24 protein-coding genes are annotated in these 23,439 nt (G+C 73.9%); 12 read left to right on the top strand and 12 right to left on the bottom strand.

What is annotated here, in order from left to right:
• Nucleotides 1–122: 122 nt before the first annotated feature.
• The 3 genes from ACH499_RS16760 to ACH499_RS16750 all read left to right on the top strand — a co-directional run bounded on the left by ACH499_RS16760 (nt 123) and on the right by ACH499_RS16750 (nt 3,410).
• On the top strand, nt 123–911 hold the full coding sequence (locus ACH499_RS16760) for an electron transfer flavoprotein subunit beta/FixA family protein (protein ID WP_356206060.1): 789 nt from the start codon (nt 123–125) through the stop codon (nt 909–911).
• Nucleotides 912–966: 55 nt separating this feature from the next.
• Entirely contained in the window at nt 967–1,929 is a 963-nt protein-coding gene (locus tag ACH499_RS16755) for an electron transfer flavoprotein subunit alpha/FixB family protein (RefSeq protein WP_356206062.1), read from the top strand.
• 182 nt (nt 1,930–2,111) lie between these two features.
• Nucleotides 2,112–3,410, top strand: coding sequence for a DUF6986 family protein (locus ACH499_RS16750; RefSeq protein WP_399016467.1), 1,299 nt, complete (start codon nt 2,112–2,114; stop codon nt 3,408–3,410).
• Here the strand turns inward: ACH499_RS16750 and ACH499_RS16745 are convergent.
• A complete protein-coding gene (locus tag ACH499_RS16745; protein WP_399016832.1) occupies nt 3,391–4,173 on the bottom strand; it encodes a hypothetical protein in 783 nt (260 codons plus the stop codon). The two genes, ACH499_RS16750 and ACH499_RS16745, sit on opposite strands and share 20 nt — an antisense overlap.
• A gap of 217 nt (nt 4,174–4,390) precedes the next feature.
• The gene (locus ACH499_RS16740; protein WP_356206065.1) at nt 4,391–5,467 is read right to left on the bottom strand and encodes a LacI family DNA-binding transcriptional regulator; all 1,077 of its coding nucleotides are present in this window, start codon (nt 5,465–5,467) and stop codon (nt 4,391–4,393) included.
• A 211-nt stretch (nt 5,468–5,678) separates the two neighbouring features.
• Between ACH499_RS16740 and ACH499_RS16735 the strand changes: the two genes are divergently transcribed.
• The 3 genes from ACH499_RS16735 to ACH499_RS16725 all read left to right on the top strand — a co-directional run bounded on the left by ACH499_RS16735 (nt 5,679) and on the right by ACH499_RS16725 (nt 8,077).
• Nucleotides 5,679–6,671: an ROK family protein gene (locus ACH499_RS16735; protein ID WP_399016465.1), complete on the top strand. Its 993-nt coding sequence runs from the start codon at nt 5,679–5,681 to the stop codon at nt 6,669–6,671.
• 30 nt (nt 6,672–6,701) lie between these two features.
• On the top strand, nt 6,702–6,896 hold the full coding sequence (locus tag ACH499_RS16730) for a hypothetical protein (RefSeq protein WP_356206068.1): 195 nt from the start codon (nt 6,702–6,704) through the stop codon (nt 6,894–6,896).
• A gap of 140 nt (nt 6,897–7,036) precedes the next feature.
• Entirely contained in the window at nt 7,037–8,077 is a 1,041-nt protein-coding gene (locus tag ACH499_RS16725; RefSeq protein WP_356206069.1) for an NUDIX domain-containing protein, read from the top strand.
• Between the two features lie 31 nt (nt 8,078–8,108).
• Here the strand turns inward: ACH499_RS16725 and ACH499_RS16720 are convergent, their stop codons facing one another.
• The gene (locus ACH499_RS16720; protein WP_399016463.1) at nt 8,109–9,464 is read right to left on the bottom strand and encodes a dipeptidase; all 1,356 of its coding nucleotides are present in this window, start codon (nt 9,462–9,464) and stop codon (nt 8,109–8,111) included.
• 237 nt (nt 9,465–9,701) lie between these two features.
• On the opposite strand from ACH499_RS16720, the gene ACH499_RS16715 reads away from it, so the two are divergent.
• Nucleotides 9,702–10,943: a geranylgeranyl reductase family protein gene (locus ACH499_RS16715; RefSeq protein ID WP_399016461.1), complete on the top strand. Its 1,242-nt coding sequence runs from the start codon at nt 9,702–9,704 to the stop codon at nt 10,941–10,943.
• Here the strand turns inward: ACH499_RS16715 and ACH499_RS16710 are convergent.
• Nucleotides 10,933–11,439: a nitroreductase family deazaflavin-dependent oxidoreductase gene (locus ACH499_RS16710; protein ID WP_399016459.1), complete on the bottom strand. Its 507-nt coding sequence runs from the start codon at nt 11,437–11,439 to the stop codon at nt 10,933–10,935. The genes ACH499_RS16715 and ACH499_RS16710 overlap by 11 nt on opposite strands.
• A gap of 660 nt (nt 11,440–12,099) precedes the next feature.
• Between ACH499_RS16710 and ACH499_RS16705 the strand changes: the two genes are divergently transcribed.
• The 3 genes from ACH499_RS16705 (at nt 12,100) to ACH499_RS16695 (ending at nt 14,903) form a co-directional block, all read left to right on the top strand.
• Entirely contained in the window at nt 12,100–12,792 is a 693-nt protein-coding gene (locus tag ACH499_RS16705; protein ID WP_399016457.1) for a TetR/AcrR family transcriptional regulator, read from the top strand.
• Nucleotides 12,793–13,005: 213 nt separating this feature from the next.
• Entirely contained in the window at nt 13,006–14,241 is a 1,236-nt protein-coding gene (locus ACH499_RS16700) for a sensor histidine kinase (RefSeq protein ID WP_399016455.1), read from the top strand.
• Nucleotides 14,238–14,903 carry a response regulator gene (locus ACH499_RS16695; RefSeq protein WP_399016453.1) on the top strand — a complete coding sequence of 222 codons (666 nt, stop codon included), beginning with the start codon at nt 14,238–14,240 and terminating at the stop codon, nt 14,901–14,903. The genes ACH499_RS16700 and ACH499_RS16695 overlap by 4 nt, the downstream gene beginning before the upstream one ends.
• On the opposite strand, the gene ACH499_RS16690 is transcribed toward ACH499_RS16695, so the two are convergent.
• The 6 genes from ACH499_RS16690 to ACH499_RS16665 form a co-directional block, all read right to left on the bottom strand.
• Nucleotides 14,864–15,148 carry a DUF6332 family protein gene (locus ACH499_RS16690; RefSeq protein ID WP_356206079.1) on the bottom strand — a complete coding sequence of 95 codons (285 nt, stop codon included), beginning with the start codon at nt 15,146–15,148 and terminating at the stop codon, nt 14,864–14,866. The two genes, ACH499_RS16695 and ACH499_RS16690, sit on opposite strands and share 40 nt — an antisense overlap.
• A gap of 105 nt (nt 15,149–15,253) precedes the next feature.
• The gene (locus ACH499_RS16685) at nt 15,254–15,994 is read right to left on the bottom strand and encodes a maleylpyruvate isomerase family mycothiol-dependent enzyme (RefSeq protein ID WP_399016451.1); all 741 of its coding nucleotides are present in this window, start codon (nt 15,992–15,994) and stop codon (nt 15,254–15,256) included.
• A 73-nt stretch (nt 15,995–16,067) separates the two neighbouring features.
• Complete coding sequence (locus ACH499_RS16680; RefSeq protein ID WP_399016449.1) at nt 16,068–17,243, bottom strand: MFS transporter; 1,176 nt, start codon at nt 17,241–17,243, stop codon at nt 16,068–16,070.
• Nucleotides 17,244–17,385: 142 nt separating this feature from the next.
• Entirely contained in the window at nt 17,386–18,588 is a 1,203-nt protein-coding gene (locus tag ACH499_RS16675; RefSeq protein ID WP_399016447.1) for a cysteine desulfurase-like protein, read from the bottom strand.
• A 100-nt stretch (nt 18,589–18,688) separates the two neighbouring features.
• Nucleotides 18,689–19,798, bottom strand: coding sequence for an ABC transporter permease (locus ACH499_RS16670; protein ID WP_399016445.1), 1,110 nt, complete (start codon nt 19,796–19,798; stop codon nt 18,689–18,691).
• 144 nt (nt 19,799–19,942) lie between these two features.
• On the bottom strand, nt 19,943–20,536 hold the full coding sequence (locus ACH499_RS16665; RefSeq protein WP_356206085.1) for a DNA starvation/stationary phase protection protein: 594 nt from the start codon (nt 20,534–20,536) through the stop codon (nt 19,943–19,945).
• Between the two features lie 348 nt (nt 20,537–20,884).
• Here ACH499_RS16665 and ACH499_RS16660 point away from each other — a divergent pair, with 348 nt between their 5' ends.
• A complete protein-coding gene (locus ACH499_RS16660; RefSeq protein ID WP_356206086.1) occupies nt 20,885–21,337 on the top strand; it encodes a phospholipase in 453 nt (150 codons plus the stop codon).
• 109 nt (nt 21,338–21,446) lie between these two features.
• Complete coding sequence (locus ACH499_RS16655; protein ID WP_356206088.1) at nt 21,447–22,097, top strand: SRPBCC family protein; 651 nt, start codon at nt 21,447–21,449, stop codon at nt 22,095–22,097.
• Here ACH499_RS16655 and ACH499_RS16650 read toward each other — a convergent pair.
• Both ACH499_RS16650 and ACH499_RS16645 read right to left on the bottom strand, forming a co-directional pair.
• Nucleotides 22,058–22,744 carry a phosphatase PAP2 family protein gene (locus tag ACH499_RS16650; protein WP_399016442.1) on the bottom strand — a complete coding sequence of 229 codons (687 nt, stop codon included), beginning with the start codon at nt 22,742–22,744 and terminating at the stop codon, nt 22,058–22,060. The genes ACH499_RS16655 and ACH499_RS16650 overlap by 40 nt on opposite strands.
• A gap of 317 nt (nt 22,745–23,061) precedes the next feature.
• Nucleotides 23,062–23,439 (bottom strand): HAD-IC family P-type ATPase (locus tag ACH499_RS16645; protein WP_399016440.1); only part of this gene is annotated, 378 nt, incomplete at its 5' end.

The following is a 23,439-nucleotide window of genomic DNA, read 5'->3' as shown; positions in this document are numbered from 1 at the left end:
GTACTGACGAGTAATATTCCGGACGGAGGCGCGGATCGCCCCGACCGGAATCGGCCGCTTGAGGCGCCTATGCTGCCTGCAAGCAGGCAGCACTGAAATGACGATGCAGTAGGAGAGCCGGCGTGAGCTTGAGGATCGTTGTCACTGTGAAGTACGTGCCCGACGCCACTGGCGACCGGCACTTCGCCGATGACCTGACCGTCGACCGCGACGACGTCGACGGTCTGCTCTCCGAACTGGACGAGTACGCGGTCGAGCAGGCGCTGCAGATCTCGGAGAACTCGGACGACGACGTGGAGATCACCGTCCTGACGGTGGGCCCCGAGGACGCCAAGGACGCGCTGCGCAAGGCGCTGTCCATGGGCGCGGACAAGGCGATCCACGTCGAGGACGACGACCTGCACGGCACCGACGCCATCGGCACCTCCCTGGTCCTCGCCAAGGCCGTCGAGAAGGCCGGCTACGACCTGGTCATCTCCGGCATGGCCTCCACCGACGGCACCATGGGCGTCGTCCCCGCGCTGCTGGCCGAGCGCCTGGGCGTCCCGCAGGTCACCCTGCTGTCCGAGGTCTCCGTCGAGGGCGGCACGGTCAAGGGTCGCCGGGACGGCGACGCCGCCTCGGAGCAGCTCGAGGCGCAGCTCCCGGCCGTCGTGTCGGTCACCGACCAGTCCGGCGAGGCCCGCTACCCGTCCTTCAAGGGCATCATGGCGGCCAAGAAGAAGCCGGTGGAGTCCTGGGACCTGTCCGACCTCGACATCGACGAGGACGAGGTCGGTCTGGAGAACGCCTACACCACGGTCGAGTCGGCCGCGGAGCGCCCCGCGCGCACCGCGGGCACGATCGTCAAGGACGAGGGCGAGGGCGGCAAGCAGCTCGCCGAGTTCCTCGCGGGCCAGAAGTTCATCTGAGCCCCGGATCCCCAGACCGCCCCTCATATCTCGCAAGCAGGAGAGAAGAAGTCCCATGGCTGAAGTTCTCGTCTACGTCGACCACGTGGACGGTGCCGTCCGCAAGCCCACCCTGGAGCTCCTGACCCTCGCCCGCCGCATCGGCGAGCCGGTCGCCGTGGCCCTCGGCAACGGCGCCGCCGACACCGCCGCCACGCTCGCCGAGCACGGCGCGGTCAAGGTGCTGACCCACGAGGCCGCCGAGTACGCCGACTACCTGGTCGTACCGAAGGTGGACGCCCTCCAGGCCGCCCACGAGGCCGTGTCCCCGGCCGCCGTGCTGGTCCCGTCCTCCGCCGAGGGCAAGGAGATCGCCGCCCGCCTGGCGCTGCGCCTGGGCTCCGGCATCATCACCGACGCCGTCGACCTCGAGGCCGGCGACGAGGGCCCGGTGGCGACCCAGTCGGTGTTCGCCGCCGCGTTCACCACCAAGTCCCGTGTCTCCAAGGGCACCCCGGTCATCACGGTCAAGCCGAACAGCGCCGCCGTCGAGCCCGCCCCGGCCGCCGGCGCGGTCGAGGCCCTGTCGGTGTCCTTCTCCGCCCAGGCGACCGGCACCAAGGTCACCGCGCGCACGCCGCGCGAGTCGACCGGCCGCCCCGAGCTGACCGAGGCCGCGATCGTGGTCTCCGGCGGCCGCGGTGTCAACGGCGCGGAGAACTTCGCGGTCATCGAGGCGCTGGCCGACTCGCTCGGTGCGGCCGTCGGTGCCTCGCGCGCCGCGGTGGACGCGGGCTGGTACCCGCACACCAACCAGGTCGGCCAGACCGGCAAGAGCGTCTCGCCGCAGCTCTACATCGCCTCCGGCATCTCCGGCGCGATCCAGCACCGCGCCGGCATGCAGACCTCGAAGACGATCGTGGCGATCAACAAGGACGCCGAGGCCCCGATCTTCGACCTGGTCGACTACGGCGTGGTCGGCGACCTCTTCGACGTCGTCCCGCAGCTCACCGAGGAGATCAAGACCCGCAAGGGCTGAGCATCCCGGAAGCCCGACCGAGGCCCCCGCGACCGTCCGTGGTCGCGGGGGCCTCGGCGTGTGCGCAGGATGGAAGGGCCGCCGGACGGGCGCCAGGGCCATGGTTGACCGGGACAAGGACGACAGATAACTTCGCTCTACGGATTATTGATTCCGTTCAGCGGAAAATAGGAGAGTGTGGGATGGGTCAGCAGGAGAAGGTGGCAACGAGTCTCGCGGGCGCCGTCGGCGAGGAGATCAGTGCCTCCCTCGCGCCGGTCGACGCGGAGCTGGAGCGCCGCTACCCCGGGGACCCGGGCACCCGCCAGCCCGTCCACACCGTCTACGTCCCCGGTGACGTCTTCGCCGCCGACACGATCCGCTCCTGGGGCGACCGGGCGCTCGCCGCGCTCGACGAGCACGCCCCCGACGCCGCCTCCTTCGCCGCAGTCCTCGGCCTCTCCGAGGAGCTCGCCGAGCCGGTGTACTCCCGGGTCCGCGCCAAGCTGGAGCGCGAGCCGATCGAGGACCTGCGCGTCGACTTCGAGGACGGCTACGGCAACCGGTCCGACGACGAGGAGGACGAGGCCGCCGCCCGCGCAGCCCGGCTTGTCGCCGAGGCGTACGCCCAGGGCACGGCGGCCCCGTACATGGGCATCCGCATGAAGTGCATGGAGGCTCCGGTGCGCGCCCGGGGCATCCGCACCCTCGACGTCTTCCTCAGCGGTCTGATGGAGGCCGGCGGCCTGCCCGACGGACTGGTCCTCACCCTCCCGAAGGTGACCTACCCCGAGCAGGTCACCGCCATGGTGCGCCTCCTGGAGGCCTTCGAGAAGGCCCGCGGCCTGGAGCCCGGCCGGATCGGCTTCGAGATCCAGATCGAGACCAGCCAGTCCATCCTGGCCGCCGACGGCACCGCCGCCGTCGCCCGCATGATCCAGGCCGCCGAGGGCCGCGCCACCGGCCTGCACTACGGCACCTTCGACTACAGCGCCTGCCTCGGCGTCTCCGCCGCCTACCAGGCCAGCGACCACCCGGCCGCCGACCACGCCAAGGCGGTCATGCAGGTCGCCGCCGCCGGCACCGGCGTACGCGTCTCGGACGGCTCCACCAACGTCCTGCCCGTCGGCCCCACCGAGAAGGTCCACGACGCCTGGCGCCTGCACTTCGGGCTGACCCGCCGCGCCCTGGCCCGCGCCTACTACCAGGGCTGGGACATGCACCCCGCCCACATCCCCACCCGGTACGCCGCCGTCTTCGCCTTCTACCGCGAGGGCTTCGAGCAGGCCGCCGCCCGCCTCGCCCGCTACGCCAACCACACCGGCGGCGACGTCATGGACGAGCCCGCCACCGCCAAGGCCCTCAGCGGCTACCTGCTGCGCGGCCTCGACTGCGGCGCCCTCGACACGGGCGAGGTCGCCCGCCTGACCGGACTGACCCGCGCCGACCTGGAGGGCTTCTCCGCGCCCCGCCGCGGCGACCTCACGGCGTCGGCGCAGTAGGCGGCCGCGACCACGGGAGCCGACCGTCCGTCCGGCCGGAGCGCACATACCGCTCCAGGCCGGACGCGGTCACCCGGTCCTCCTCGGCGAACAGCCGCGTGCCACGCTCGCACAGCCGCCGGTCGCCCCGCGCCCGAGCGCTGAACTCCTCGGGCGACGTCCCGAACAACTCCCGCAGCCGCGCCGAGCCGCCGAGCAGCTCGGTGAGCAGGGCACGCTGCTCACCCGGATGCCGGCGCGGCGCCCCGCCGCCGTCGCGCAGCACCCCGTGGCGGTTGACGTAGACGTACGCCCCGCGCAGCACCGTGCCGGCCGTCTCGACGCGGACGTCCGGCGCGGGCAGCCACGCGCGGTCGAAGTTCCCCGCCGCCATCGGCACCCCCTCGCTCGCGTCGATCACGGCGAGCTGCTCGGCGTCGAGCCACAGGACGAACAGCTCCCGTACGACCCCAGGGGCGCGCACCGGCGAGGCGGACACATAGCCCATGCGGCTCACATGGGCGGAGACGCCGATGTCCAGCCCGGTGACCCGGGCCCTGACCATCGGGAGGGGCGAGGCGATCCCGAACTCGGCCATCTTGTCCCGCAGTTGGGCGGGGCTGGCGTTGGAGCCGATCGCCAGCACCGGTGCGCGGTCGTCGTGCACCGGCCGGTCCAGCGGCAGCAGCCGGTCGCCGTCGAGCACTCCGGACTCCCGCGGCCACACACCCGGATACAGCAGCGGGTGCTCCCTGGGCGCCTCGGCCAGCCCGAGCGCCGCCAGCGTCCGGCCCTCGGCCCGCTCGGCGGTGTTCTCGGGCGCCGCGGCGGTGCGCGCCCGGCCCCGGGTGCCGCCCGTGGACGTCGCCACGGCGCGTCCCCGCTCCTCGGCACGGTCCCCGGCCGGTGCGGCGCTCTCCGTCTGTTCCCCGGCGTCGTCCGTGCGCGGCGCGGCCTTGCGTGCCCGTTTCCCGTCGTCCTCCGCTTCGTCCACCGGCCGCTCAGTCCGCCGGGGGCAGTTCACCCGAGCCGCGGGTGACCAGCCGGGTCGGCAGTGCGATGCGCTCCGGCGTCAGCAGCGTGCCGTCCAACTGCCGGAAGAGTCGTTCGGCGGCGGTCCGTCCGAGGGCAGCCGCGTCCTGGGCGACCACGGTGAGGCCCGGCCGCAGCAGGTCGGCGAGCTCGATGTCGTCGAAGCCCACGAGGGCGACGCGCCGGGTGTGCTCGGCGAGGACCCGGATCACGGTGACCGTCACCCGGTTGTTGCCCGTGAAGATCGCGGTCACCGGATCCGGGCCGGCGAGCATCTCCTCGGCCGCCCGGCGCACCCGTTCGGGGTCGGTCACGCCCAGCGACATCCAGGACTCCCGCACCGCTATGCCCGCGTCCTCCATGGCGGACCGGTAGCCGCGCAGCCGCTCCGCGGCGGTGTGGATGCGGGGCATGTCGCCGATGAAGCCGATCCTGCGGTGCCCGTGCGCGATCAGATGGGCCACGCCGTCACGGGCGCCGCCGAAGTTGTCGGAGAGCACCACGTCCGCGTCGATGAGCCCCGCAGGACGGTCCACGAACACCGTGGCGACACCGGCCTTCAGCTCCGGCTCCAGATACCGGTGGTCGTCCCCGGCGGGAATCACCAGCAGCCCGTCCACGCGCCGCGCGCACAGCGCCAGCACCAGCTCCTGCTCGCGGTCCGGGTCCTCCGCGCTGGAGCCGTTGATGAGCAGCGCCCCGTGCGCGCGGGCCACCTCCTCCACCGCACGGCTCAGCGGTCCGTAGAACGGGTCCGCGAGGTCCTCCAGCACCAGCCCGATGCTCGCCGTACGGCCCTTGCGCAGCACCCGGGCGCTGTCGTTGCGGCGGAAGCCCAGCGCCTCGATGGCCTCCTGGACGCGGTGTTCGGTCTCCGGGGTCACGCCCGGCTCCCCGTTGACCACACGGGAGACGGTCTTCAGCCCGACACCGGCGCGGGCGGCGACGTCCTTCATGGTGGGGCGGTTGCCGTAGCGGTTCCCGGGAAGGCGGTCTGCGCGGCGGGGCGTGTCGGGCGCGGTGCGGTGTGCTGTCCTGTCGTCCACGGGATTGCGTCGGCTCCTGTCGTCCACGGGGGATGCGGCGCTCATGCGCTTGTATGAGGATGTGGCGTCGAGCATAGAACCTGGACAACGTTGTCAGATGCGGGAGACACTGTCCACCGCACTCTTCGGTCCGCGCCCCACCGTGCGACCGGCCTGCTGCTCACGCTCGTGTTCCTCATTTTGTCTTTCTTGACGGGGAGATCCGACTCTGATGCACACCGACCTCGTGGCAGCGCTGGACATCGGCGGTACCAAGATCGCCGGGGCGCTGGTGGACGCCCACGGCCGGATCCAGGCCCGGGCCCAGCGCGCGACGCCCGCCCGGGAGGACGGCGAGATCGTGATGCGGGCCGTGGCGGACGTGCTCGCGGAGCTGACCGCGTCGCCGCTGTGGGGGCGGGCCGCGGCGGTCGGCATCGGAAGCGCCGGACCGGTGGACGCCTCCGCGGGCACCGTCAGCCCGGTCAACGTGCCCGGCTGGCGCGACTTCCCCCTCGTCCGCCGGGTCCGCGAGGCCACCGGCGGCCTGCCCGTCGAGCTGATCGGCGACGGCGTGGCGATCGCCGCCGCCGAGCACTGGCAGGGCGCGGCCCGCGGGCACGACAACGCGCTCTGCATGGTGGTCTCGACGGGCGTCGGCGGCGGCCTGGTCCTCGACGGGGCGCTCCACCCAGGCCCGACCGGCAACGCGGGCCACATCGGCCACATCAGCGTGGATCTCGACGGCGACCCGTGCCCGTGCGGCGCCCGGGGCTGCGTGGAGCGCGTGGCGAGCGGCCCCAACATCGCGCGGCGCGCCCTGGACCACGGCTGGCGGCCGGGACCGGACGGCGACACCTCCGCCGCGGCCGTGGCCGCCGCCGCCCGCCTGGGCGACCCGGTCGCCGTCGCCTCCTTCGCACGGGCGGCCCAGGCGCTGGCCGCGGGCATCGCCGCCACCGCGACCCTCGTGGAGATCGACATCGCCGTCGTCGGCGGGGGAGTGGCCAAGGCCGGCGACGTCCTCTTCGGCCCCCTGCGCAAGGCCCTGACCGACTACGCGACGCTGTCCTTCGTGCGGCGCCTCAAGGTCGTGCCCGCCCGGACGGGCACCGACGCGGGACTGATCGGAGCCGCAGCGGCCGCGCTCACCAGGACGGCCGGCCCGCCCACCGCGGGCGTCCGGGGCACGGCGCGTCCACCCCGGTGCGCCGTCCGGCCGTGACCTTCGGGCGATCACGCAGTTGAGACAGGCATGAAGAAGCGCAGCATGCTCGCCATCGCCTCCCTGGCCACCGGTTTCGTCGTCGCGGCCGTCAGCCCCTCCCACTCCGCGCCCGACAACCTCCCGCTCCACCTCGACGTGGACGACACGCTCGGCACCGTCGAGCACACCGTCGCCACCGAGGGCCTCCCCCTGGACCACGACGGGCAGGGGCGGCACGCCTGACGCGCACGACACGACCGCACGGCGCCGGTGCCCATCGTCCGGGGGCACCGGCGCCGCTGTCGTGCGCCCTCAACTGCGCCTGGTTTCCGTGGCAGGGTGGAGCGGGCAAGCCACAGGGGGCCAAGACAAGAGGGGGACTTGTGACCGTCGTCTGGATCAACGGCGCGTTCGGTGCGGGAAAGACCACCACCGCACGGGAACTGATCGAGCTGATCCCGAACAGCACGATCTTCGACCCCGAGGTCGTCGGCGCGGCACTCGCACACCTGCTGCCGCCCAAACGCCTCGCCGAGGCCGGCGACTTCCAGGACCTCCCGATCTGGCGGCGTCTGGTCGTCGACACGGCCGCCGCGATGCTCGCCGAACTCGGCGGGACCCTCGTGATCCCCATGACCCTGCTGCGCCAGGAGTACCGCGACGAGATCTTCGGCGGCCTCGCCGCCCGCCGGATCGCGGTCCGGCACATCCTGCTGGCTCCGGCGGAAACGATCCTGCGGGAGCGGATAGCGGCCCGCGAGACCCCCGACACCGCCGACGGGGAACTCCGCGTACGGCAGTGGTCCTACGACCACATCGCGCCCTACCGGTCGGCCCTCGCCTCCTGGCTCACCGCCGACGCGCACCCGGTCGACACCAGCGCGCTCACCCCGTACGAGGCCGCCGCCCGCATCGCCGAGGCCGTCGGCACCGGCGCCGTGCCCGCCTGCGACATCGTGCAGACCCCCGAGCCCACCGCAGAGACCCTGGCCGCCGGGGTCCTCCTCTTCGACGAGCGCGACCGGGTGCTGCTCGTCGACCCCACTTACAAGCCCGGCTGGGAGTTCCCCGGCGGGGTCGTCGAACCCGGCGAGGCGCCCGCCCGCGCCGGGATGCGCGAGGTCGCCGAGGAGACCGGCATACACCTCGACGACGTACCCGCCCTGCTGGTCGTCGACTGGGAGCCGCCCGTACCTCCCGGCTACGGCGGTCTGCGGCTCCTCTTCGACGGCGGCCGGCTCGACGCCGCACAGGCCGGACGGGTGCTGCTGCCCGGCCCCGAACTGCGCGACTGGCGCTTCGTCAGCGAGGACGAGGCCGCCGGCCTGCTGCCCCCGGTCCGCTACGAGCGCCTGCGCTGGGCGCTGCGGGCCCGGGAACGCGGAGCGGCGCTGTACCTGGAGGCGGGCACGCCGGTCGGCTGAGGCCGGCCGGCGTGCCGCGCGAGGAGAAGGCTCAGCCGGCCGCGTAGTTGCGCAGGAACAGCGCCTCCGCCACCGACAGGCGCTCCAGCTCCTGCGGGGACACGCTCTCGTTCACGGCGTGGATCTGCGCCTCCGGCTCACTCAGGCCGATCAGCAGGATCTCCGCCTCCGGGTAGAGCGCCGCCAGGGTGTTGCACAGCGGGATGGAGCCGCCCTGCCCGGCGTACTGCATCTCCTGACCCGGGTACGCCACCGCCATCGCGTCCGCCATCGCCTGGTACGCCGGGCTGGTGGTGTCCGCGCGGAACGCCTGGCCCTGGCCGATCTGTTCGACCTCCACCCGCGCGCCCCACGGCGTGTGCGACTCCAGGTGCGCCCGGAGCAGCTTGGTGGCCTCGCCGGCGTCCACGCCCGGCGGCACCCGCAGGCTGACCAGCGCACGGGCGCCCGCCTGCACCGACGGGGTCGCGCCGACCACCGGCGGGCAGTCGATGCCGAGCACCGTCACGGCGGGCCGCGCCCAGATGCGGTCGGCGACCGAACCGGAGCCGATCAGCTCCACACCGTGGAGCACCTTGGCGTCCCGGCGGAACTGCTCCTCGTCGTAGGCCAGCCCCTCCCAGGTGCTGTCCGACGCCAGACCGTCGACGGTCGTCGAGCCGTCCTCGGCGCGCAGCGAGTCCAGTACGCGGATCAGCGCGGCCAGCGCGTCGGGGGCCGCGCCGCCGAACTGGCCGGAGTGCAGGTTGCCTTCGAGGGTGTCGACCTTCACGCGGACCAGCGTCATGCCGCGCAGCGTCGAGGTGACCGTCGGCAGGCCGACACGGAAGTTGCCCGTGTCGCCGATGACGACGGTGTCCGCCGCCAGCAGTTCGGGGTGCTGCTCGGCGTACCGCTCCAGACCGCCCGTGCCCTGCTCCTCGGAGCCCTCCGCGATCACCTTGACGTGCACCGGCACACCGCCGTCGGCCTTGAGCGCGCGCAGCGCCAGCAGGTGCATCAGCACACCGCCCTTGCAGTCGGCGGCACCGCGCCCGTACCAGCGGCCGTCGCGCTCGGTCAGCTCGAACGGAGGCGTGTCCCAGCCGGCCTCGTCCAGCGGCGGCTGCACGTCGTAGTGGGCATAGAGCAGGACCGTCTTCGCGCCCTCGGGGCCGGGCAGGTAGCCGTAGACGGACTGGGTGCCGTCCGGGGTGTCCAGCAGGGCGACGTCCTCGAAGCCCTCGGCGCGCAGCGCGGCCGCTATCCAGTTCGCGGCGCCCACGCTCTCGCTGCGCGGGAACTGGTCGAAGTCCGCCACCGACTTGAAGGCCACCAGCGCGGCCAGCTCCTCCTTCGCCCTGGGCATCAGCGAGGCGACGGTCTCGGCGACCGGATTCGACGACATGGGCACGCTCCTTGTGGGTGCGACGTTGTACCGATGAGTACGTGCGCGGACACGAGCGGGCGCTGCCGGGAGTGCCCGCGCGCGTCCGCCGTGTACGGGTGATCGTGCGGGTGCGGACCCCTCCCGGCGTGCGTGCGGGGTCCGTTGCCGATCCTCCCACAGTGGCCTGCGGCGATGCCCGCCGTAGGATGCGGGGGTCAGGTGCGGCATGCGGTTTGATCGGAGCAGTAGACCATCGTGAGCAGCGAGAACTCTTCGGCGGACGACACGCGTCAGGTCTGGGACGTCGTCGTGGTGGGCGCGGGACCGGCGGGGGCCTCGGCCGCCTACGCGGCGGCGCTCGCGGGGCGGCGCGTGCTGCTGCTGGAGAAGGCGGAGCTGCCCCGCTACAAGACGTGCGGCGGCGGCATCATCGGTCCCTCGCGCGACACCCTGCCTCCCGGCTTCGACCTGCCCTTCCGGGACCGCGTGCACGCGGTGACGTTCTCCCACAACGGCCGCTTCACCCGCACCCGCCGCTCCAAGCAGATGCTGTTCGGCCTGATCAACCGGCCCGAGTTCGACCAGCAACTCGTCGATCACGCCCAGAAGGCGGGCGCCGAGCTGCGCACCGGCGCGACGGTCACGCGGGTCGAACAGCACGGGTCCGCCGTGCCGGACCGGCGCACGGTCGCCGTCGTGCTCCAGGGCGGCGAGACCGTGCTGGCCCGGGCTGTCGTCGGCGCGGACGGCAGCGCGAGCCGGATAGGGGCGCACGTCGGGGTGAAGCTCGACCAGGTGGACCTCGGCCTGGAGGCGGAGATCCCGGTGCCGGAGACGGTCGCCGAGGACTGGAAGGGCCGGGTGCTCATCGACTGGGGCCCCATGCCGGGCAGTTACGGCTGGGTCTTCCCCAAGGGCGACACGCTGACGGTCGGCGTGATCTCGAGGCGGGGCGAGGGTGCGGCGACCAAGCGGTACCTGGAGGACTTCGTCGGACGGCTCGGTCTCGCCGGCTTCGAACCGGCCATCTCCTCCGGTCACTTGACGCGCTGCCGTGCGGATGACTCGCCGCTGTCCCGGGGCCGGGTGCTGGTGTGCGGGGACGCGGCCGGTCTTCTGGAGCCGTGGACCCGCGAGGGCATCTCGTTCGCGCTGCGCTCGGGGCGGCTCGCGGGGGAGTGGGCGGTGCGCATCGCGGAGGCGCACGACGCGGTGGACGCGCGCAAGCAGGCGCTGAACTACGCGTTCGCCGTCAAGGCGGGGCTCGGCGTCGAGATGAGCGTCGGCAAGCGGATGCTGGCGGTCTTCGAGCGCCGGCCGGGGCTCTTCCACGCGGCACTGACCGGTTTCCGGCCCGCGTGGAGGGCGTTCAAGGACATCACGCAGGGCTCGACCTCGCTGGGCGAGCTGGTGCGCAGTCATCCGCTGGCGCAGCGGGCCCTGTCGGTAGTGGACCGCCGGGCCGCGGAGCCCGTCGGCGACGAGGTCAGTTCCTGACCTCGATCCGGAACACCGGGTGGTCGGCTGCGCTCGCGGTGATCTCCTCGTCGGAGGACGTGGCCGTGACGCCCTGGAAGTACTGGTTCACCTCCCAGCCCCACTTCTCGAGATAGGTCCGCAGGATCGGGAGCTTCTCCTCGTCGGGGAGCTCCACCGCGGTGAAGGCGCGGACCCTGCGTCCCACGCGCAGCTCTCCGCCGCCGGCGGCGCGCATGTTGCGCACCCACTGGGAGTGGCCGCGCGCGGAGACGAGGTAGCGCTCGCCGGCGTGGGTGTGCGGGTTGACGGGGATGCGCTGCGGTCGGCCGCTCTTGCGTCCGACGACGGACAGCTCGGCGGTGCCCGCGATGCTGACTCCGTGCCGGGCGAGCCAGCCGACGACGCGGTTGAGGCGGACGTTCAGGGGGCTGCCCTTGAGGTAGTAGGGCGACGTGCCGGTCGAGGGCGCGGAGGGGGCAGGCGACGGGGTGGATGACGGGGTGGACGACAACATGGGGGGCTCCCGGCTGACTAGAGGCTTGAGAGCACTGCTCGCTTTTGTGAGCACTGCTCTCGCTTGATGTCTTTAGTCTGCACGCTCTCTGATGGCAAAGCAAGAGCAGCGCTCTCATTTGTGTGCGCCGCTCTTGTTGGCGTGTGCTGATCCCGTCCGCGTGCAGCGCTCTCCGCGGCCTCGCGTGCGGCCGATGCTCTCGCGTGCGTGCACCGCTCTTGCCTGCGTGCACCGCTCTTGTGCGCGTGCACCGCTCCCCGCTGCATGCGCTGCTCGCCCAAGCGTGTGACGCTCTCGTCGGTGTGCACTGGTCGCCGATGCGCACGCCGCTCGCGCCTGCGTGCGCTGCTCTGGCCTGCGCGCACTGCTCGCCGACGCGCCCGCCGCTCTCGTCGGTGTGCACTGCTCGCCGACGCGCACACCGCTCTCGTCGGTGTGCACCGGTCGCCGACGCGCACACCGCTCTCGTCGGTGTGCACCGGTCGCCGGCGCGCACACTGCTCGCGTCGGTGTGCACCGGTCGCCGGCGCGCACACTGCTCGCGTCGGTGTGCACCGGTCGCCGGCGCGCACACTGCTCGCGCCTGCGCACGCCGCTCTCGCCTGCGCGCACCGCTCTCGTTTGTGTGCACCGCTCTCCCTACGTGCGACACTGGGCGCCATGACCAGCACCCCACTCGGAGCCCGCGCCCGCGCCCGGATCGAGGTCACCGCCGCCATCAAGGACGAGGCCCGCAGGCAGCTCGCCGAGGAGGGCGCCGCCAAGCTCTCGCTGCGCGCCGTCGCCCGCGAACTCGGCCTGGCCTCCTCCGCCCTGTACCGCTACTTCCCCAGTCGCGACGACCTGCTGACCGCCCTCATCATCGACGCCTACGACGCGATCGGCGCCGCCGCCGAGGACGCCCTGGACGCGGCGGCCGGCGAGGGGCCCGCCCGGCGCTGGACGTCCGTGTGCGAGGCGGCCCGCGGCTGGGCGCTGGCCCACCCCCACGAGTACGCGCTGATCTACGGATCGCCGGTGCCCGGCTACACCGCCCCCCAGGACACCGTGCGCGCCGCCGCGAGGGTGGGGCAGGTACTCATCGGCATCGCGCGCGAGGCGCACCAGGGCCGGGGGCTGGCCCTGCCCGTGCTCCCCGACGAGTTGCGGCCCGAGGCGAACCGGATGGCCGCCGACCTCGCCCCCGACCTGCCGCCGCAGGTCGTGGCGGCGCTCGTCGCGGCCTGGGCGGAGCTGTTCGGGCTGATCGGGTTCGAGGTGTTCGGCCAGTTCAACCGGGTGGTGGAGGACCGCGCCGCGTTCTTCCGGCACGCGGCCGGCCGCCTCGCCCGCGAGGTCGGCCTCGAACACTGAGCCGCCCCTCCCGCGAAACCGCCCCTCCAAGAAACCGCCCCTCCCGAGAAACCGTCGCTGAGGAGCCGTCCCTGAGAAACCCCTCCCCAAGCACCCCTCCCGACCACCCCGCCCCCGTCGCGCTCCCGGCGGCGGCCTACTTCGCCGGGAGTAGGCGCGGCCACCACGCACGGGTGACGCCGCCCGGACCGCGCGGCGTCTAGCGTGGCGGACATGGACGGACAGCACGGCAACGGGGACGGGCCGCGACGGTGGCGGCTCGGGCCCCCGTGGGCGGACCGGAGCGGCGACGAGGAGGGCAGCCGCCGGTGGCCCTGGCTCTCCACGGCGCTGATCACGGTCTTCGTACTGCTGGGCTCGAACTTCGCCGCCCACGCCCAGGCGGGGGAGCGGGCCGCGCTCGACCCCCTCGCCCGCGTGCTGCTGCTCGTGACCGGAGTCGCCCTGCTGTGGCGCCGGCGGTACCCGGTGGCCGTCGTCTGCGTCACCGCCGCCGCCACCCTGGTGTACCTGGGCGCCGGATATCCGTACGGGCCGGTGTTCCTGGCCGTCGCGGTGGCGTGCTTCAGTGCCGTCGTCACCGGTCACCGCAGGGCCGCGTGGGCGGCGATGGCCGCGCTGTGGGCCGGACACGCCCTGCTGGCCCACTGGCTCTACCGCCGGCTGCCCCCGTCCGGTGACTCGGCCGCCTCCTGGGGGCAGGAACTGGCGGTCGCCGCCTGGGTGGTGGCGATCGTGGCGCTGTCGGAGCTCGCCCGGGCCCGGCGCGAACAGTGGGCGCGCGAGCGGGCCGAGCGGGCCCAGGCTGCCAGGCGGCGCGCGGACCGGGAACGGCTGCGGATCGCCCGCGAGCTGCACGACGTCCTCGCCCACAGCATCTCCGTCATCAACGTGCAGGCGGGCGTCGGCCTCGCCCTCCTGGACAGCGACCCCGAACAGGCCCGCACCGCGCTCGCCACCATCAAGGACAAGAGCAAGGAGGCGCTCGGCGAGGTCCGCCAGGTCCTCGACACCCTCCGCGCCCCCGGCGACGCACCCCGCGCCCCCGCGCCCGGCCTCGACCGCCTGCCCGAACTGGTGGAGCAGGCGGCGAGCGCCGGACTCACCGTCGAGATCGAGGGACGGGCGCCGCACCTGCCGCCCGGCACGGACCTCGCCGCGTTCCGCATCGTGCAGGAGGCCCTCACCAACGTCGTACGGCACTCGGGTTCGCGCCGTGCCCGCGTGCGGCTGGACCCCGAGGGCGGCACGCTCCGGCTGCGCGTCGACGACGACGGGCCCGCGACCGGCGCCGACGCGGGTGGCAGCGGCAACGGGCTGGCGGGGATGCGTGAGCGCGCGGCGGCGCTGGGTGGCACCGTCGAGGCGGGCCCGCGCCCCGACGGCGGCTTCCGGGTCCTCGCGCGCCTGCCGCTCGGGCCGGACGACGCCAAGGAGGAGCACCGGTGATCCGCGTACTGCTCGCCGACGACCAGTCACTGGTACGGGCGGGCTTCCGGGCGCTGCTGGACGCCCAGCCGGACATCGAGGTGACCGGCGAGGCCGCCGACGGCGAGGAGGCGGTGCGCGCGGTCCGCGAACTGCGGCCCGACGTCGTCCTGATGGACATCCGCATGCCCGCCCTCGACGGCCTCGCCGCCACCCGCCGGGTCACCGGCGACGAGGCGCTCAGGGACGTCAAGGTGGTCATGCTGACCACCTTCGAGCTCGACGAGTACGTCTTCGAGGCCATCCGCTCGGGTGCCTCGGGCTTCCTCGTCAAGGACACCGAGCCCGCCGAACTCCTGCGCGCCGTCCGGGCGGTGGTCGCCGGGGACGCGCTGCTCTCACCGGGGGTGACCCGCCGCCTGATCGCCGAGTTCGCCGCCCGCTCCAAGGAACCCGCCGCGGCCGGCGCGCTGGCCCGTCTCACCGAGCGGGAACGGGAGGTGATGGCCCTGGTCGGCATCGGCCTGTCCAACGAGGAGATCGCCCGCCGCCTGGTGGTGAGCCCCCTCACCGCGAAGACCCACGTCAGCCGGGCCATGGTGAAGCTGGGCGCCCGCGACCGGGCCCAACTGGTGGTGCTGGCCTACGAGTCGGGGCTGGTGCGTCCGGGCTGGCTGGGCTGATCGCGGCGCCCGAACCGGACCAGCACGCTCACCACACGGGCGACGAACACCACGACGGCCAGCACGGTGCCCGTGGCCACCAGGGTGCTCCGGACGCCGGCCGGCAGCCCGAAGACGTGTACTGGACCCACCACGGCGCCGAACAGCACGGCCGCCGCGAACGCCGCGCTGCACAGGGCGTATCCGATCTCGACGGTCATCGCGTCCCGTTCGCCCTGCGTACGCCGTCCCCCGTAAGTGGTCATACCGGCAGTCTCCGGTCCCGCGTCCGTCAGGGCAAGCGGCCCCGCGGACCGGCGGCCGCACCGGGCGTGCTCGGAATCGGGCACCGCACGGCAGTCCGGGGCCGGTCAGTCCCAGGTGACGCCCGACTTCTCGCGCCACAGCGCGGCGAGGGACGGGTCGCCGGTCACCTCCGGGAACGGCCGGCGGTTCCACAGCGCGGCGTACAACGACGCGGCCGTCCCGGCGAGTTCGCAGTCGGCGGCTCCCGTGCCGGTGCGGCTGGTGACGGGCGGCCCGGCCGACAGCCGTACGGTCCACACGGCACCGGGCGCGCCCGTCGCCCGGACCCGCAGCGTGCGGGGCTCGGCGCAGCGCACCGCGCTCCTGGGGCGGGCGTGGAACGCGCACAGCAACTCGTCGATACCGTCCACGGCGAAGTCCGCGCCGACCCCGGCCGGGGTGCCGCCCCGGGCCGACTCGGCGTCGAGCCGGTGCACGGTCGTCTCGTGGGCCTGCCGCCGTGCCCAGAAGGCCAGCGGTGACGGTGCGGGCAGGAAGTGCCAGCAGCGTACGTCCGGCGGGGCGGCGGCCAGGGTGGTGACGAGCCGTTCGTGCCCCTCGCGGAACCAGGCCACCAGCTCGTCGCCGTCCAGGCCGGGCAGGCCGCCGTCGGGGCGGTACTCGGTGAGGGCCTCGGCGACGAAAGCGGTGGCCCAGCGGTGCACCATGCCGGTGTGCCGCAGCAGGTCCCGCACCCGCCAGCCGGGGCAGGTGGGCACCTCGGCGCCGGTCCCCGCCTCCTCGGCCGCGGCGGCGAGCCGCCCGCCCTCCAGACGCAGTGTCTCCACGAACGCCGTGATCTCCATGACGCAGAGTGTGCACGACCCGGTGCGCGCCGAGAAGGGCCCCCGTCCGCCGCGTACGGTGGCGCCGGCCCGGTCAGCGGGAGCCCGCGGCGCGTCCCGTCGTCAGCGCGACCAGCACCGCCACGGCCGCCAGCACCGCGACGCTGGTGAGCGCGGCCGGCAGCGAGAACCACTCGGCCAGGAAGCCGATCGCGGGCGGCCCGAGGAGCATGCCGCCGTAGCCCAGCGTGGACGCGGTGGCCACGCCGCCGGGTCCGCCGAGGGCACCGGCCCGTTCCACCGCCACCGGGAAGAGGTTGGCGAGCCCGAGACCCGTGACGGCGAAGCCGAACAGCGCCGCCCACACGGAGGGCGCGAGCGAGCCGAGGAGCATGCCGGCCACGGCGACGGTGCCGCCGGCCACCACCGTCGGCGTCCGGCCGAGGCGCTCCAGCAGCGTCGTGCCGGTCAGCCGGCCCACGGTCATGGCCAGCGCGAAGCAGGAGTACCCGGCCGCCGCGAGCCCCGGCGAGGCGCCGAGGTCCTCCTTGAGGTGCAGGGCGCCCCAGTCGGCCATGGCACCCTCGCCGTACGCCGTGCACAGCGCGATCAGGCCGAAGGTGAGCACGAGGCGGCGGGTGCGCCCGTCGCGCCCGGGCGCGGCGCCGTCCGGCTCCCGGGGCGTGCGGTCCGGGGGTGCCGCGGGCTCGCAGCGCAGCAGGGCGCGGCCCGCGACCAGGGTGACGAGCAGGCCGGTCAGGGTCAGGGCGAGCAGGTGCCGGGCCGGCGACAGCGACCCGGCGACGAGCCCGCCGAGCCCGGCGCCGGCCATGCCGCCGAGACTGAACGCGGCGTGGAAGCTCGGCATCACCGGCCGCCGCAGCACGGCCACCAGATCGACGGCGGCGCTGTTGAAGGCGACGTTGATCCCGCCGTACGCGCTGCCGAAGAGCAGCAGGACGGCACCCAGCGCGAGTGCCGAGTGGGTCAGCGGGGGGAGTGCGACGCTCAGGCAGAGCAGTACCGCGCAGACCACGGTGACGGGATGGCTGCCGTAGCGGCGGCACAGGCGTCCGGTGAGGGTCATGGTGACCACCGCGCCCGCCGAGACGCCGAGCAGGGCCATGCCCAGGGCGCCGGCGGAGGCGCCGGTCTGCTCCTTGATGTCGGGGATCCGCACGACCCAGCCCGCGAAGACGAAGCCGTCCAGGGCGAAGAAGGCGGTCAGGGTGACGCGGAGACGGGTGAGGTCGTCGCGGGAGCCCGGCACGACACTGTGCGAACGGGATTTGTTTATTTCCGGCACAAAGTAGGAGGCTAGGCGGGAGCGGGGGAGGGCGGCAAGCCCGTGGGGCCGTGGCACGGTCCTGCCGCCCTCCCCGTCCTCGCCGGGGTCCGCTGTCCGGGAAGTGTCAGCGGGTGATGTCGCCCAGTGCCGTCAGCAGCCGGTCCACGTCGTCGCCGTCGCTGTACGGCGCGAGTCCCACCCGGACACCGCCCTCGTCGCCCAGACCGAGGTGGCGCGCGGCCTCCACCGCGTAGAAGGACCCCGCGGGGGCGTCGATCCCCCGCTCGGCCAGCAGACGGTGGACGTCGGCCGGACGCAGGCCCTCCACCGTGAACAGCAGGGTCGGCGTGCGCCGGGCGGCCCGGGAGTGGACGGTGACCCCGCCGAGTTCCGCGAGTCCCCGCTCGATGCGCTCGCGCAGGGCGTCCTCGTGGACCTCCAGTGCCTCGAAGGACGCGAGCAGCCGCTCCCGCCGCCCGTCGTGGGCGCCCGGCGCCAGGTCCGCGAGGAAGTCCACCGCCGCGCGGGCGCCGGCCAGCAGTTCGTACGGCAGGGTGCCCAGCTCGAACCGCTCGGGGACGGCGTCGCTGGACGGCAGCAGCTTGTCCGGGCGCAGGGTCTCCAGGAACTCGGGCCGGGCCGCCAGTACGCCCAGGTGCGGGCCGAGGAACTTGTACGGCGAGCACACCAGCGTGTCCGCGCCCAGCGCGGTCAGGTCGACGGCCGCGTGCGAGGCGTAGTGCACCGCGTCCACGTGGAGCAGCGCACCCGCGCCGTGCACCAGGCGGGCGACGGCCGGCAGGTCGGGCCGGGTGCCGATGAGGTTGGACGCGGCCGTCACCGCGACCAGCCGGGTGCGCGGCGAGAGCACCGCCTCGATGTGCTCGGGGAGCAGTTCGCCGGTGGCCGGGTCGAAGTCGGCCCACCGCACGGTGGCGCCGGCCGCCTCGGCCGCCTGCGTCCAGGGCCGGATGTTGGAGTCGTGTTCGAGCCGTGTGACGACCACCTCGTCGCCCGGCCCCCAGTTCCTGGCGAGCGTCCGGGACAGGTCGTAGGCGAGCTGGGTGGCGCTGCGGCCGAAGACCACGCCCCGCGGGTCGGCGCCGAGCAGATCGCCCAGCGCGGCGCGGGCCTCGGTGACGATCCGGTCCGCGTTGCGCTCGCCCTCGGTGGTCCGGCCGCGGTTGGCCAGGGGAGCGGCCAGTGCCTCGGCGACGGCGTCGATGACGGGCTGCGGGGTCTGGGTGCCGCCCGGCGCGTCGAAACGGGCCGTGCCGGACTTGAGGGCGGGTATCTGCGCGCGGATCGCGTCGACGTCGAGGGCCATGTGCACTCCAACCGAAGGCGGGGATTCCGCCTCATGATCGCAGCCGGGCGGCGCCGGGAACAGAGGCGCCGGACCCGGGCCGGGGGACGGGCCGGACGGGTCAGTTGTCGGCGGGCGCCGGCTCCTTCTCGCGCCCGCCGGGATGGCGGTGGCGCCAGGTCCAGAACACCGTGCAGGACAGCAACGCCCAGCCGCCCAGCACCAGGTACGGGAACAGGTGCTGGTGGCCCTGGAAGTACACGGCCGTGTGCTGCGCGTTCACCGAGGCGCCCGGCGGCAGCCACTGGCCGATGACGCCCAGCGGCGACGGCAGCAGCGGCCAGGACACCGCGCCGCCGGACGACGGATTGCCGAGCAGCACCATGAGCCCCCAGGTCGGCAGCATCGCCCAGCGCCCGAACAGGGTGTTGAACATCGTGAAGACCATGCCGCTGGTGAACAGGGTGAGCGCCAGGATCAGCCACGACTGGACGAAGGGCAGGTCGAGCGCGCCGAGCAGCCAGTCCACCGTCGCGGCGATGACGAAGCCGCCGAGCAGCGCGTAGGCCAGCGTGAACAGGATGCGCTCGAACGGGGTCAGTTCCCGCGCGTGCACGCTGAGCTGGATGGCCCCGACGAAGCCGATGATCACGGCGGCCAGGGAGATGTAGAAGATGGCCAGTCCGCGCGGGTCCCCCTCCTGCACGGGGTTGATGTCCCGGACGGTGAGCGCGACGCCGGTCTTCCTGCCCACCTCCGGCGCCGTCTGCGCCAGCACCTCGGCGACCGAGGCGCCCGACGCGCTGGACAGGTCGAGAACGGCCGTCCGCCCGTTGTCGTTCAGCTCGAAGATCGCGAAGACCTCCTGCTCCTCGACCGCCCCGCGCGCCTCGGCCGTGGTGCGGTAGGGGCGCACCTTCACCGAGGCGTTCAGCGCCTCCTCCAGGCCGTCCAGGAAGGCCCGGCCGCGCCCCTGGTCGTACGAGCCGACCACGGCCGTGGGCAGCGAGTGCGGCGTCGGGTCCGCCATGGAGTAGGTGTACGAGCCCGCGAACAGCCCGGCCGCCGCCGCGATGATGAGCACCAGCACGGTGGCCGGCCAGAACGGCGAGCGGCGGAAGGCGGACCACCTCCCGCTCGCGGCGGGCTGGGCGTCCCGGGCGTCGCCGGAGGGGTCCGGGGCTTCGGGGGAGCCGGAGGAACCAGGGGAACCGGGGGGCATCTGGGGCATGGCGGGGCACCTTCCCGGCGGGAGCGACGGGGCGGTCGGGGAGCGCTCCGCCCGCGGGGGCGCGCGGAGCGTGGCGGCGACCGCGGGAGCGGAACGGACCGGGCCCCGGACGAGAGTGCCGTCCGGGGCCGCGCGCTCGCCGTGTCAGACGTGCACGAGGGGCGTGTCCACGAGGTGCTCGGCGACGAACCACGCCTCCAGCTCGTTGGTCCGGACGACCTCGGAGACCAGGAGGTCGTTCGTGCCGTCGTCCCCCAGTTCCTGGGTGCGGGCGGCGGCGTCGTGGCACTCGGTGAGGACCAGCTCGTGCGCCTCCAGCAGCCGGGAGAGCATCGACGGCACCTCCTCCACGCCGTCCGGCGGACGCGGCACGGTCGTGATCTCCGCGACGTGCCGGGGGTCGCCGACCGCGACGCCGCCGAGCGTCTGTACGCGTTCCGCGATGGTGTCGATCAGGGCGAGCTGCTCCCCGGCGTGCTTGTCCAGCAGCAGGTGCAGTTGGTAGAACGTCGGCCCGCGCATGAGCCAGTGGTACTTCTTGTACAGGTCGTGCAGGATGCGGGTGTCCGCCAGGACCTTGTTGAGCCGCTGGCACGAGTAGAGGCGGGTCTCCATGGACAGGGCCACGGGGAACTGCTTGACGGTGCCGAACTCCTGAATGGTCCGGCCCCTCTGGTGCAGCCAGGGCTGGCTGCCGTCGGAGCTGTGCTCCGGCGCCGACGGCTTCGGGGTGTTCACGGCTGAACTCCTTCCGGAGGAAGCTGGAGAGTCCGCGCCGGCGCGGTGCGGCCGGCTTGCCCCCCCGCGACAGTCGATCAGCCGTACGCCGGTCCCGCAAACGCTGGGAACCATGGAGGCGTTCTCCGCGGCGGCCGCGGGCGGGGACGTCACCGGCCGGAGCGGGTGCGTCCTCTTCTTCTCGCCGGCGGCCTGTTTCCCGGCTGAATATCCGTCATGCGGGGTCGCGCACCGAAGAGTTACTGGCACGTTCATGCAGCAGGGGTGTGAAGGGGCCGCCGCGGTGCCCATCATCTTGTCATGAACCTGCGGCCCGAGAGGCGGGCCGCAGCACCATGGAGGTGTGGGATGCACCGCAGACTCGCCACCGGTCTCGCCGCCTCGGCACTGGCCGTGACCACCGTCCTCGCCGGCGCCGCGACCGCCGAAGCCGCTCCCGCCGACAAGCAGCAAGTGCTCGCGAGCTGGACCCAGACGAGCGTGACCAGCTACAACGCGTGGACCGCCGCCCGGGCCAACCAGTCCGCCTGGTCCGCCTACGGCTTCGACTGGTCCACCGACTACTGCTCCACCTCGCCGGACAACCCGTTCGGCTTCCCCTTCAGCACCTCCTGCGCCCGGCACGACTTCGGCTACCGCAACTACAAGGCCGCCGGCACCTTCAGCACGAACAAGTCCCGCCTCGACAGCGCCTTCTACGAGGACCTCAAGCGCGTCTGCGCCCGGTACAGCGGCGCCACGAAGTCCGCCTGCGACAGCACGGCGTGGACGTACTACCAGGCCGTGAAGGTCTTCGGCTGACCCGCCCGGCCGACACGAGCAGACCATCAGCTGGTGCTCGCGCGAGTACCGGCTGAGAGTCTGGCCCCATGCACGCCTTCGGGACCGGCGAACCCCTGGGGAGTACCTCGTGATCGACGTGAGGCAGCAGATCGACTCCGTTCACCGGCGGGTCGGCAGGCGCGCCCTCGATGCGGGCGATGCCCGCGTCCTCACGGTGAGCCGGACCTTCGAGGCCCCGCTCGACGAGGTGTGGAGCGCCTGCACCGACCCCGGGCGCATCCCGCAGTGGTTCCTGCCCGTCTCCGGCGACCTGCGGGAGGGCGGGCACTACCAGCTCGAGGGCAACGCCGGCGGCACGATCGAGCGCTGCGAACCGCCCGCGGGCTTCGCCGCCACCTGGGAGTACCGCGACGAGGTCAGCCGCATCGCCGTCGCGCTGACGCCCGTGGACGGCGGCACCCGCTTCGAGCTGGAGTACCTCGCCCACGCCGGCGACGAGAGGTGGGCCGAGTACGGCCCCGGCGCGGTGGGCATCGGCTGGGACCTGATGCTCGTCGGCCTGACCCTGTACCTGTCGACCGGCGCCCCCGTGGACCCCCGGGAGGTGATGGCCTGGCAGGCCTCGGAGGACGGGGTGCGGTTCGTGACGTCCAGCAGCGAGGCCTGGTACGAGGCCGCGGTGGAGAGCGGCGCCGACCCCGCGCAGGCGCGGCTGGCGGCGTACCGCACCACCGCCTTCTACACGGGCGCGGACGAACCGGGCGGCGGCACCGCGTAGCCGGGCCGGGGACCGCGCACCGGGACGGCCGCCGCCACCGCCAGCGCGGTGGCGGCCCCGGCGACACCGAGGACGGCGCCCGCCACCACATCGCCCGGATAGTGCACGCCGGTGTGGACACGGGAGTACCCGACGGCGGTCGCGAGCGCACCGAGGGGTGCGGCGGCCGCCGGCAGGACCACGCCCACGGCCGTGGCGAACGCGACCGCCGAGGCCGTGTGACCGGAGGGGAACGACGCCGAGGCGGGCATGGGCACGTGCCGGTCCACCGTCACCCGCGCCGCCTCCCGGTCGGGCCGGGCCCGGCGCACCAGCCGTTTGCCGAGCAGGTTCGCGGCAGCCGAGGTCACGGCCACCGCCCCGACCCCGACGAGCGCGGCGCCACGTGCCCGCTCACCGCCGAGGCAGAGGGCGGCGGCGATCCCGAGCGAGATCTTCGAGCGGTCGGCGGCGCGGGAGAGCCGTCGCAGGGACCGGTCCAGCGTGGGCGTGTACGTGGCGGCCACCGCGGCGTACAGGGCACCGTCCACGGCACGGAGATCAGCGAGCACGGCCGAGAGGGCGCGGCGACGGGAGGACGCCGGGGCTACGCCCGGCCCGGTGCGCGGGCCGGGGGTCGCTCCGTCGGCGGGGGGCGGCTCTGTCATGGGCTCCTGCTCCGGGGTGCGTGCGGCACGGTCACGGGCGGCCGGTCGCCGGGGCGGGGGAGGCGCCGGTGCGTGAGGCTTCCCGTTCCGTGCGGCCGTCGTGTCCGCGCCCTCGCCCGACGGCCGGTCCCGGCCGTCGGGCGAGGCCCGTCCGCCGGACCCAGCTTCGTCCGTGTCCCGGTGTACGGCGTCCCGGCGGCGCCCGTCCGGGCGACGGCCGGTACGCCGTTCACGCGTCGCCGCCACGCGGCGTGCCGCCGGCCGACCGGAGGGCGGTCGGTCGGCGGCACGCCGGGGTGAAGCCTTGACGGACGAGGTCAGTGGGTGGTGGTGAAGGTGCGGAGTCGGAGGCTGTTGCCGACGACGAAGACGGAGGAGAAGGCCATGGCGGCTCCGGCGATCATGGGGTTGAGGAGGCCGGCGGCGGCCAGGGGGAGGGCGGCGACGTTGTAGGCGAAGGCCCAGAAGAGGTTGGAGCGGATGGTGCCGAGGGTCTTGCGGGCCAGGCGGATGGCGTCGGCGGCGGCGCGCAGGTCGCCGCGCACGAGGGTGAGGTCGCCGGCCTCGATGGCGGCGTCGGTGCCGGTGCCCATGGCCAGTCCGAGGTCGGCCTGCGCCAGCGCGGCGGCGTCGTTGACGCCGTCACCGACCATGGCGACCGAACGGCCCTCGCCCTGCAGGCGCTTGACCACGTC

This window comes from Streptomyces sp. NPDC018947 (assembly GCF_044390505.1).
Lineage (GTDB): Bacteria > Actinomycetota > Actinomycetes > Streptomycetales > Streptomycetaceae > Streptomyces.
The sequence above is the reverse complement of the archived record's forward strand: the minus strand, read 5'-3'. Positions and strand labels throughout refer to the sequence as shown.